The following is a 10,211-nucleotide window of genomic DNA, read 5'->3' as shown; positions in this document are numbered from 1 at the left end:
CGCGTACGCGACCGTCGGCGACCGCACGGCGCTGGACGGCGCGGTGATCGGCGACGGCGCGATCGTCGAGTCGGCGGCCGGGCGGGGCGCGCTGACCGACGTCTTCCCGCGGGACCCGGCCCGCTCGCCCTACCTCTCGGCGCCGCGCCGGCTCGCCGGTGGCCTGTTCCACGGGGTCCGGCCGCCGGAGCCGGCCGGGATGACGATGCACATGGTCCCCGGGGCCGGTGAGATCCACGCCCCGACCTACCACTCCTTCGCCGGACAGGTGACCGCCGTCCTCGTCGAGGCCGTCCCGGACGGCCCGTTCGCGGCGTTGACCGGGCGGGACCACCGCGACGACCCGGACGGGTTCGCCAAGGAGGTCCTCGCCCTGGTCGCCACCCACGCACCCGCGCTGCGCGAGCGCGTCGACGAGCGGGACTTCGCGCTCGCCCGGCCGGTGGACCTGCTCCAGGGTGCCGTCGTCCCGGTGGTCCGCCGGGGCTGGGCCCGACTCGACGGCGACCGGTACGCGCTGGCCGTCGGCGACGCCTGGATCGCCAACGACCCGCTCACCGCGCAGGGCGCCAACCTCGGCTCCGAGCTGGCCTTCCTCCTCGCCGACGTGCTGCGCGAACACGCCGGGCCCTACGACGGGGCGTTCTGCCGTGCCGTCTCCGAACGGATGTGGCAGCGCGCCCAACCCGTCGTCGACTGGACCAACCTGTTCGTCGGCCCGCCCCCGGCGCACCTGGGCACCCTGCTCGCCGCTGCCGCGGCCGACCAGCGGGTGGCCGACGCCTTCGTCGCCCACCTCGACCGGCCGGACGCCATGTGGCGCGGCCTCGCCAGCCCCGAGAGCACCGACGAGTTCATCGCCCGGGCTCAGTCCGTGAGGAGCGCAGCATGAGTGTCGAGGTCGGCCTGGTCTGGGACGCGGTCGGACGGATCGAGGACGGGCGGGGACTGCTCGGACTCGCCCGCGAGGCCGGGCTGGACACCTTCCTGGTCTTCGACCACCTGATGAACGTCTTCCCCCGGCAGGCCTGGGACACCGACTTCAGCCATGTCGCGGCGGGCCTGCCCACCCCGGACCGCTGCCTCGACTTCGCCACCGTGCTCGGCAACTTCGCCCCGCAGGCCGGCCCGGTCCGGCTGGCCATCGGGGTCACCGACCCGAACCGGCGCCACCCCGCGGTGCTCGCGCAGACCGCGCTGACCCTCGCCCAACTCACCGACCGGGCACCCGTCCTCGGCATCGGCGCGGGAGCGCTGGAGAACCTCGTGCCGTACGGGGTGCCGCACGACCACCAGGTGGACCGGGTCGAGGAGGCGCTGCGCGTCCTGCGTCTGCTGCTCTCCGGCGAGGGCCCGCACGACTTCCGCGGCACCTACTTCACCCTCGACCGGGCGCTCATCACCCCCGCTCCCGAGGGCCGCACGCCCCGGATCTGGCTCGGTGCCAACCGCCCGCGGATGCTCACCCTGGCCGGCCGCCACGCCGACGGCTGGCTCCCCTCCGAACTGATGGCCCCCGAGGAGTACGCCCGGCGGCTCGACGTGGTGCGGGCCGCCGCCGTCGACGCCGACCGTGACCCCGACAGCATCGTCGCGGCGGGCGGCGCCCCGATCGTGGTGGCGCCGACCGACGCCGCCGCGCAGGACCTGCTGCGGGCCACCCCGATCCGCTTCCTCGCGCTGCACGCGGGCGCCCGGGCCTGGCGGCGGCACGGCGCCGCCCACCCCTTCGGCGAGGACTACCGGGGACTGGTCGAACTGCTGCCGCACCTGCTCACCCGGGCGGAGGTGGAGCGGGCCCTCGCGGTGGTGCCCGACGAGGTGGTCGCCGACCAGGTCATCGCGGGCAGCCGGGAGACGGTGCTCAAGCGGATCGGCGAGCTCGTCGACGCCGGTATGCGCCACCCCGTGCTGATCCCCGCCTCGGCGCTGGCCTCACCGGAGGCCGCCGGCTACACGATCGAGTCGGTCGGCTGGCTCGCCGCCCGGCTGCGCTCCGACGCCGGCCCGTTCGCGGGCTCCGGCCCAGGTGCCGGCTCCGGCTCCGGTTCCGGCGCCGGGGCGGTGTCCGCATGACCGGCGTGGGCGTCATCGGATCCGGCATCTCCGGCCTGCAACTGGCGCTGCGCCTGCAGCAGTCGGGCGTCCCGGTGACGGTGTACTCGGAGCACGGCATCGACGGCCTCAAGGGCGGCCGGCCACGCAACTTCCCAGCCCGGTTCGGGCGGACCCAGCAGCGGGAGCGGGAACTCGGCGTCCACGAATGGGAGTTCGCCGACGCACAGGTGCGGCACTGGGCGGTCACCATGCACACCGGCGAGCCGCGGCCGCTGGAGTTCCTCGCCGACCTGCGGCCGCCGTCCAGCGTGGTCGACTTCCGGATCTACCTGCCACGGCTGCTCAGCGCCTTCGTCGACCGCGGCGGTGAGCTGGAGGTCGGCGACCAGCCGGTCGAGGAACTCGCCCGCCGCCACGACCTGCTGGTCGTCGCCAACGGCAACCGGTCGGTGCGGCGGCTGTTCCCGGCCGACGCCGGCCGCTCGCCGTACACCACGCCGCAGCGCGTCCTGTGCGCCGGGATCTACTTCGGGATCGACGAGGAGGTGCCGCACTCCCTCGACATCCACTTCCTGCCCGGCGCCGGCGAGATCCTGCGCCTGCCCTTCCACTCCCCGGCCGGCCGGGCCGACGTGCTCGCCTTCGAGGCCGTCCCGGGCGGCCCGCTGGAGTCCGCCTGCCACCTCGACGCCGACGCCGATCCCGCGGCGTTCCACCGGCACGTGCTCGACCTGGTCGCCGCCCACGCCCCGGGCCTGCGCGAGCGGATCGACACCGCCGGGTTCGCGCTCACCGCGCCCGGCGAACTCACCCAGGGCGCCGTCACCCCGGTGGTCCGCCGGGGCTGGGCCCGGCTCGACGACGGCACCTGCGCGCTGGCCGTCGGCGACGCCTGGATCACCAACGACCCGCTCACCGCCCAGGGCGCCAACCTCGGCTCGCACACCGCCTTCGCCCTGGCCGAGCTGATCACGCGCCATCAGGGCCGCTACGACGAGGAGTTCTGCCGTGACGCGTCCGAGCGGCTCTGGGAGCACGCGCGCCACGTCGTGGAGTGGAGCAATGCCTTCCTCGCCGAACCCGCGCCGCACGTCGCCGCGCTGTTCGGGCGGGCGGCGGCCGACAAACGGGTGGCCGACGCGTTCGTCGGCCACTTCAACGACCCGGTCTCGATGTGGCGGGCGCTGGCCACCCCGGAGGGCGTGAGCGCCTTCCTCGCCGACTGCGAGCGGACCGCACCGGCCACCCCCTGAGCGGAGCCGCGACCACCGAAGGAGTGCAATGACCTTTCCCGACATGGCCCGGGACGAGAAGGGCCGACTGATCCCCGAGTCCGAGCAGACCGCGGTGTGGCTGCTCGGCGGCCTGGCCCAGATACGCGTGCCCGGCGAGGCGACCGGCAACGCCTTCACCGTCGTGCAGCACACCGGCAACCGCGGCTACAACACGCCGCTGCACATCCACGACTACGAGGACGAGGTCTTCATGGTCCTGGACGGCACGCTGCGCATGATCTGCGACGGGCAGGAGGTCGTCGCCGAGGCCGGCAGCACGATGATCGTGCCGCGGACCGTTCCGCACGGCTTCGTGACGACCTCGCCGAACGCCCGCTTCCTCACCATCCACTCCACGCCCCAGCCGGACCGCAGGCCGCAGTTCGACCTGTTCCTGAAGGCGGAGATCCCGCACGCCAGGGCCCTCACGCTGCCCACCGAGGACGTGGGCGGCCCCGACCTCGATCACATCATCGCGCTGGGCACCACCTACGCGTACCGCTACGCGGGCCCGCCGCCGACCCCCTGACGGCCGCTCCGGCCCCTCGGCCGGCCGGCCAACGCTCCCGTACCGACAGAAGAGACACCATGTCGTTGAAGCTCCTTTCCCTGATGCTGTGCGTGTTCGGCATCACCACCGGCGAGTTCGTCATCGCCGGCATCCTGCCGGACGTCGCCGCCGACCTCGACGTGTCGATCCCCGCGGCCGGGCTCCTGGTCACGGCGTACGCCATCGGAATGATCATCGGCGGCCCGGTGCTCACCGCGCTGACCGCCCAGTACCCGCGCAAGCCGCTCATCGTCGGCCTGCTCGTCATCGTGATCGTCGGCAACGTCGCGTCGGCGCTGGCGCCCGCGTACGCCGTGCTGTTCGTCGCGCGCATCGTCACGGCGCTGGTGACCGCCACGTTCTTCGCCAACGCGATCGTGATCGCCGCGTCCACGGCCCCGGAGGGCAAGCAGGCCTCGACCGTGTCCAAGCTGGTCTTCGGGATGAACCTCTCGATGATGCTCGGCGCGCCCATCGGTACGTTCATCGGCGACCACTTCGGCTGGCGCGCGACCTTCGCCGTCATCGCCGCGGTCTGCCTGGTCGGCCTGGTCCTGGTGCTGCCGCTGGTACCGGACGTCGCGGCCTCCACCACCAGCGCGGTGGCGGAGCTGCGGGTGTTCCGCGACCGCAACGTCCAGCTGGCGATCGGCATCACCGCCGTCGCCAACATGGGTCTGCTCATGGTGTTCACCTACTTCTCGCCGCTGCTCACCGACCTCACCGGCTTCGCCGACGGGGCCGTCCCGCTGCTGCTGCTGGCGTACGGCGTCGGTGCGGCGGCCGGCAACTTCGTCGGCGGCTGGCTCTCCGACCGCTCCCTGATGGCCTCGCAGGTCGGCCTGCTGGGCCTGCTCACCGTGGGACTGCTGATGATGTGGGCGGTCAGCGGCGGCACCGTCGCCACCGCGGTGATGGTGTTCGTGATCGGCGCGCTGGGCTTCTCCGTCATCCCCGGCATGCAGACCCGGGTGCTGACCACCGCCAGTTCGGCGCCGACCCTGGCGATCGCGGTGAACGCCTCCGGCTACCAGCTCGCCGCCGCCCTGGCCGGCTGGCTGGGCGGCCGGGTCATCGACGGCCCCGGCCTGCGCTCCGTCTACCTCGCCGCCGCCGCGGTCACCGTCCTCGGCATCCTGCTCAGCGCCTACGCCTGGCACCGGGACCGCACCGGCGGCAGCGGGGCGAGCACCGGGACCAAGGAGCGGACGGCCGCGACCTCGCCGGCCTGACGCTCCGCCCGGCGGGGCCCGCGCCCGGTGCGCCGGCCGGCCCCGCCCGGGTCCGCTCCGCCCGGCCCCGTGCGGGGGCCGGGACGTCCGCCGGGGCCACCGGCCGTCACTCCACGAGGGGCAAACCATGGGTCGTGATTCCGTCCTGGTCACCGGCGACTGGGCCGAGCGTCGTCTCGGCACCGCAGGAGTGGTCCTCGTCGAGACCGGCAACGAGGACACCGAGTACCGCAAGGGTCATCCGCCGGGCGCCGTCTGGATCAACTGGAGCGAACTCCAGGACGACCTGCGGCTCGGCGTCGTCGGCCCGGCGGCGTTCGAACGGCTGATGCGGGCCAAGGGCATCGGCGAGGAGGACACCGTCGTGGTGTACTCGGCCAACGCCAACCTGCTGGCCACCCAGCTCTACTGGTACCTCACCCTCCACGGCCACCGCTCCGTGCGGCTGCTCGACGGCGGCCGCCGCAAGTGGGAGCTGGACGGGCGCCCGCTCACCACCGCGCTGCCCGACCGCCCGGCGACCGGTTACCGGGTCACCGGCCCGGACCCGTCCGTCCGGGCGACCAGGGACGACGTCCTCGCCGCCATCGGGCAGCGCAACATCATCGACGTCCGGAGCCCGGAGGAGTACTCCGGGCTGGTCTTCGCACCCGGCTTCGCCGGAGCGGCCTTCGCCGCCGGCAACGACCCGCACGAGGTGGCCCAGCGCTGCGGCCACGTCCCCGGCGCGGTCCACCTGCCCTGGGAGGCCGTCGTCGACGCGGACGACACCTTCCGCTCCGACGAGGAGCTCGGCCGGCGGTTCGCCGGCCTGGAGCCCGCCCGCGGCACCATCACCTACTGCTGGGTCGGCGCCCGCTCAGCGCACTCCTGGTTCGTCCTGCGCGAGCTGCTGGGCTGGCCGGACGTCCGCAACTACGACGGCTCCTGGGCCGAGTACGGGTCGCTGGTCGGCGTGCCGGTCGAACGCGGCACCCCCGGCGACTGAGCCGAGCACCTCCCCACCCACTCCACGCCGATCCTCCGAGCCTGAAGGGAGTGGGCCGGCCCGGCCTCGGGCGGCCCCCACCACCGCCATGAACGAACGCAACACGACGCAGTCCCCGCCCGGCGCACCCGCCCGGGACCGGCTGGCGGGCAAGGTCGCCCTGGTGACGGGCGCCAGCTCCGGCATCGGCGAGGCCGCCGCCAAGGCCCTGGCCGCGCAGGGCGCGAGCGTGGTGCTGGCGGCCCGGCGCCGGAGCGAACTGGACCGGGTCGCCGGGGAGATCACCGCCGCCGGCGGCGCCGCGATCGCCGTCACGGCCGACGTCACGGTCGACGAGGACGTCGCGGCCGCCGTCCGCGCGGCCGAGCAGCACTACGGCGGCCTGGACATCGCCTTCAACAACGCCGGGACGCTGGGCACCCCGGGCCTGGTCGCCGACCAGAAGCCGGAGGCCTGGACGGAGGACCTCGGCCGGGTGCTCACCAGCGTCTTCCTGTCGATGCGGCACGAGATCCCGGCCCTGCAGCGGCGCGGCGGCGGAGTGATCGTCAACAACGCCTCGCAGCTGGGCGTGGTCGGGTTCGGCGCCGGGATCAGCGCCTACGTGGCCGGGAAGCACGGCGTGGTGGGCCTCACCAAGGCCGCCGCACTGGAGTACGCCGGCGAGAACATCCGGGTCAACGCCCTCGCGCTGGCGACGGTGGACACGCCGATGTACCGCTCCTCGGTGGGCGGCAACCAGGAGATGGCCGACATGTTCACCGCGCTGCACCCGCTCGGCCGGATCGCGAGCGCGCAGGAGGCCGCCTCGGCGGTCGTCTACCTGGCCGGCGACGAGGCGGGCTTCTTCACCGGCTCGGTGCTGGTCATGGACGGTGGATGGACGGCCCGGTGACGCCCGCGACCACCGCGGGGCCGCAGCGGGCCGCCCGGACCGTGCCGGAGGTCGTCGGCGGCGACCTCAAGGTGCCGCTGGTGACCGGGGCCCTGGTGCCGTACGCCAACCTCGACTACGCGGCGAGCACCCCGAGCCTGGTGGCCGTGCGGCACGCGGTGGACGGCATGCGGCCCTGGTACAGCAGCGTGCACCGCGGCGCCGGGTTCGCCTCCGCGGTCTCCACCCGGGCCTACGAGCGGGCCCGGGACACGGTGCGCCGCTTCGCCGGCGCGGCCCCGGACGCCGAGGTGGTGTTCACCCGCAACACCACCGACGCGCTCAACCTGCTCGGCCGCGCGCTGCCGGCCGGCACGGCGGTCTTCCGGTTCTCCACCGACCACCACGCCGCCCTGCTGGCCTGGCGCGGCTCCCCGGTGTACCGCCTCGCCCGGCCGGCCACCGCGGCGGACGCGGTGACCGCGCTGGCGAAGGCGCTCGCCGACGCCCCCAGGGGGCCGAAGCTGGTGGTGATCACCGGGGCGTCCAACGTGACCGGGGAGCTGTGGCCGGTCGCCGACCTGGCGGAGGTGGCCGGCGGCCACGGCGCGCGCACCGTGCTGGACGCCGCCCAACTGGCCGGGCACCGGCCGCTGGACCTCGCCGGCTGGGGCGTCGACTGGGCCGCGCTCTCCGGACACAAGCTGTACGCGCCGTTCGGCGCGGGCGCCCTGGTGGGCTCCGCCGACTGGCTGGACACCGCCGACCCCTACCTGGCGGGCGGCGGGGCGACGGCCAAGGTCGCGGAGGAGGACGGCCGGGAGAACGTCCGCTGGACGGCGCTGCCGCACCGGCACGAGGGCGGCTCCCCGAACGTGGTGGGCACCCATGCGATGGCGGTCGCCTGCCGGACGCTGACCGCCACCGGCTGGGACGCCGTCACCCGGCACGAGCAGGCGCTGACGGCCCGGCTCCGTGGCGGGCTGGCCACCGTCCCGGGGGTGCGCCTGCTGGACCTGTGGCGGGGCGGACACCCGCGGCTCGGCGTGGTTTCCTTCAGCGTCGCCCGCTGCGGTGACGCGCCCGCCGACCAGCGGCTGGTGGCCACGGCGCTCTCCGCGGAGTACGGGATCGGCGTCCGGGACGGGGCGTTCTGCGCGCACCAGGCGGTCAGCGCCCTGCTGCGCGACGCGCCCGGGCACCAGGGCGACCGCGCGCTGCGCGCCAGCATCGGCCTCGGCACCACCGACGAGCACGTCGACCGCCTGGTGGCGGCGCTGGGCGAGCTGGTGCGGCACGGACCGCGCTGGACGTACGGCCACCCGGAGGACGGCTGGCGGCCGGTACCGGACCCCCGGCCGGTGCCGGAATTCCTCCGGTGAGCATGAATTCCCCGGCCCGCGCCCCGGATGACCGTTTCTCAGTAGGCTCCGGCACCGGAAGGAGAGTGCCCGACATGACCGGACCACGCACGATCGAACACATGGACGATCCTGCTCGACCCGTCCGCCGATTCGGCGTCATGCTCTATCCGGACCAGCCTTTCCCGGTGCTGGTGGAACGGCTGAGATGGCTGGAGGAGCTCGGTTTCGACCAGGTCTTCGTGCCCGATCACAGCGCGGACCTGCGCGACCCGAGCGGCCTCTGGTTCGGCAGCTGGTCCGTACTGGCCACGGCGGCGGTGACCACGCGGCGGATCCGGATCGGCACCCTGGTGGCCAACCAGATCCTGCGCCCGCCGGCCCAGCTGGCCAAGCAGGCGATCGCCCTCGACCACCTGTCCGGTGGCCGGTTCGACCTGGGCATCGGCGCCGGGCTCTTCCCCTGGGACCACCACAGCGTGGGGCAGGAGCCGTGGTCGCCCAAGGAGCGGGCCGAGCGGTTCGCGGACTACGTGGCGATCGTCGACGGCGTGCTGCGCGGCGGGGTGTTCAGCCACGACGGCGACCGGCTGTGGGTCAAGGACGTGGTGACGGTGCCCGGGTCGCTGCAGTCGCCGCGGCTGCCGCTGATCGTCGGAGGCCAGTCCCCGACGCTGATCCGGGTGGCGGCCGCGTGCGCCGACGCCTGGAACACCCACGGCCCGCCGGGCGCGAGCGCGCCGGAGGTGCTCGGCATCACCGCCGAGCAGAACCGCCGGCTGGACCGGCTGGCCACCGAGGCCGGCCGCGACCCCGCGGACATCCGGCGCGGGTACACGATCTTCGGGCCCTGGGACCCGAGACGAGGACGGCACGGCTACGAGGAGATCTTCGAGCGCTTCACCGGGGCCGGTGTCTCGGAGTTCGTCCTCGACTGGCCGGGGGAGGCCCATCGGGAGGAATTCGAACGAGTCGCCCGTGAGGTGATTCCGCCGCTGCGTGACAGCTGACGGCGACCGCACACCACGGGGGATCTCACGACGCGATCCTGTCCCACGTGTCGGCCGGGGCGACCCGGCCGGTCCACAGCCCGCGTCGCCGAGACGTGGGACCCGCGCAACGTCTTCCGGCACGGCCGGCATGGCCGGTCCGTCGGGCTGCCCACGGCCCGAACGGTGGTCGGCGGGGCGGATCGGCGGACCTGTCCGCGGTGCCTCACCGCCGTGTTCCGTTGCCGCAGTGTGTGCTGTTGCCGCAGTGTCCCCGCGAAGGAGCCCTTCCGATGACCTCCCTGCTCGCGATATCCGCCAGCCCCTCGGCCGGCTCGCGCACCGCCGCGCTGACGGCCCACCTGGTCCAGCTGCTGGCCGAGGCCGGCTTCCGGACCGGGCACGTCCGTGTCCGCGACCTGCCGGCGGCGGAGCTGCTCGCAGGGCGGGCCGAGAGCACCGTGCTGCGCGAGGCCCTGGACGCGGTGGCCGCGGCGGACGGGCTCGTGGTGGCGTCACCGGTCTACAACGCCGCCTACAGCGGTCTGCTGAAGACCTTCCTCGATGTGCTGCCCCGCTCCGGACTGGCGGGCAAGACGGTGCTGCCGGTGATGACCGGCGGGAGCCTCGCCCACGCCCTCGCCCCCGACTACGCGCTGCGGCCGGTACTGACGGCGCTCGGCGCGCGGTACGTCGTCCGCGGCGCGTTCGTCCTCGACGGGGCGATCGAGCCGCGTGACGGTGGCCCGCCGCGGCTGGCGCCGGATGCGTTGCCCAGACTGGAGCAGGCGGTGGCGGACTTCCTCGCCGCGCTGCCGCCCGAAGCCCCCGGTGAGCTGCCCACGGCCGGGCGGTCGGGGCCCGGCGCCCTCGCGCGGAGGTGAC

Annotated in this window: 10 protein-coding genes; all 10 read left to right on the top strand. The window is 74.5% G+C overall.

Annotation, left to right across the window (positions count from 1 at the left end; all coding sequences use genetic code 11):
* The coding region (locus AB0J08_RS31605; RefSeq protein ID WP_360641282.1) for a styrene monooxygenase/indole monooxygenase family protein at positions 1-892 on the top strand (892 nt) is incomplete at its 5' end.
* The gene (locus AB0J08_RS31600; protein WP_360641281.1) at positions 889-2,076 is read left to right on the top strand and encodes an LLM class flavin-dependent oxidoreductase; all 1,188 of its coding nucleotides are present in this window, start codon (positions 889-891) and stop codon (positions 2,074-2,076) included. The genes AB0J08_RS31605 and AB0J08_RS31600, both read left to right, overlap by 4 nt.
* Entirely contained in the window at positions 2,073-3,311 is a 1,239-nt protein-coding gene (locus tag AB0J08_RS31595; RefSeq protein ID WP_360641280.1) for a styrene monooxygenase/indole monooxygenase family protein, read from the top strand. Before AB0J08_RS31600 ends, AB0J08_RS31595 begins: the two co-directional genes overlap by 4 nt.
* A gap of 28 nt (positions 3,312-3,339) precedes the next feature.
* Complete coding sequence (locus AB0J08_RS31590; protein WP_360641279.1) at positions 3,340-3,861, top strand: cupin domain-containing protein; 522 nt, start codon at positions 3,340-3,342, stop codon at positions 3,859-3,861.
* A gap of 59 nt (positions 3,862-3,920) precedes the next feature.
* Complete coding sequence (locus AB0J08_RS31585; RefSeq protein ID WP_360641278.1) at positions 3,921-5,114, top strand: MFS transporter; 1,194 nt, start codon at positions 3,921-3,923, stop codon at positions 5,112-5,114.
* Between the two features lie 127 nt (positions 5,115-5,241).
* On the top strand, positions 5,242-6,102 hold the full coding sequence (locus AB0J08_RS31580; RefSeq protein WP_360641277.1) for a sulfurtransferase: 861 nt from the start codon (positions 5,242-5,244) through the stop codon (positions 6,100-6,102).
* 88 nt (positions 6,103-6,190) lie between these two features.
* Complete coding sequence (locus tag AB0J08_RS31575; protein ID WP_360641276.1) at positions 6,191-6,997, top strand: SDR family oxidoreductase; 807 nt, start codon at positions 6,191-6,193, stop codon at positions 6,995-6,997.
* Entirely contained in the window at positions 6,982-8,358 is a 1,377-nt protein-coding gene (locus tag AB0J08_RS31570) for an aminotransferase class V-fold PLP-dependent enzyme (RefSeq protein WP_360641275.1), read from the top strand. Before AB0J08_RS31575 ends, AB0J08_RS31570 begins: the two co-directional genes overlap by 16 nt.
* 74 nt (positions 8,359-8,432) lie before the next feature.
* On the top strand, positions 8,433-9,347 hold the full coding sequence (locus AB0J08_RS31565; RefSeq protein WP_360641274.1) for an LLM class flavin-dependent oxidoreductase: 915 nt from the start codon (positions 8,433-8,435) through the stop codon (positions 9,345-9,347).
* A 272-nt stretch (positions 9,348-9,619) separates the two neighbouring features.
* Positions 9,620-10,210, top strand: coding sequence for an NADPH-dependent FMN reductase (gene ssuE / locus AB0J08_RS31560; RefSeq protein WP_360641273.1), 591 nt, complete (start codon positions 9,620-9,622; stop codon positions 10,208-10,210).
* Position 10,211 lies beyond the last annotated feature (1 nt).

The organism is Kitasatospora sp. NPDC050463 (genome assembly GCF_040655255.1).
Taxonomy (GTDB): Bacteria; Actinomycetota; Actinomycetes; order Streptomycetales; family Streptomycetaceae; genus Kitasatospora.
Note: the sequence above shows the minus strand (reverse complement) of the source record. Positions and strands in the feature narration are given on the sequence as shown.

What these genes read in the sequence shown, in the direction of transcription:
- AB0J08_RS31580 (WP_360641277.1), top strand. Translation starts at nt 5,242, where the DNA reads ATGGGTCGTGATTCCGTCCTGGTCACCGGCGACTGGGCCGAGCGTCGT.
- ssuE (WP_360641273.1), top strand. Translation starts at nt 9,620, where the DNA reads ATGACCTCCCTGCTCGCGATATCCGCCAGCCCCTCGGCCGGCTCGCGC.
- AB0J08_RS31595 (WP_360641280.1), top strand. Translation starts at nt 2,073, where the DNA reads ATGACCGGCGTGGGCGTCATCGGATCCGGCATCTCCGGCCTGCAACTG.
- AB0J08_RS31600 (WP_360641281.1), top strand. Translation starts at nt 889, where the DNA reads ATGAGTGTCGAGGTCGGCCTGGTCTGGGACGCGGTCGGACGGATCGAG.
- AB0J08_RS31585 (WP_360641278.1), top strand. Translation starts at nt 3,921, where the DNA reads ATGTCGTTGAAGCTCCTTTCCCTGATGCTGTGCGTGTTCGGCATCACC.
- AB0J08_RS31565 (WP_360641274.1), top strand. Translation starts at nt 8,433, where the DNA reads ATGACCGGACCACGCACGATCGAACACATGGACGATCCTGCTCGACCC.
- AB0J08_RS31590 (WP_360641279.1), top strand. Translation starts at nt 3,340, where the DNA reads ATGACCTTTCCCGACATGGCCCGGGACGAGAAGGGCCGACTGATCCCC.
- AB0J08_RS31570 (WP_360641275.1), top strand. Translation starts at nt 6,982, where the DNA reads ATGGACGGCCCGGTGACGCCCGCGACCACCGCGGGGCCGCAGCGGGCC.
- AB0J08_RS31575 (WP_360641276.1), top strand. Translation starts at nt 6,191, where the DNA reads ATGAACGAACGCAACACGACGCAGTCCCCGCCCGGCGCACCCGCCCGG.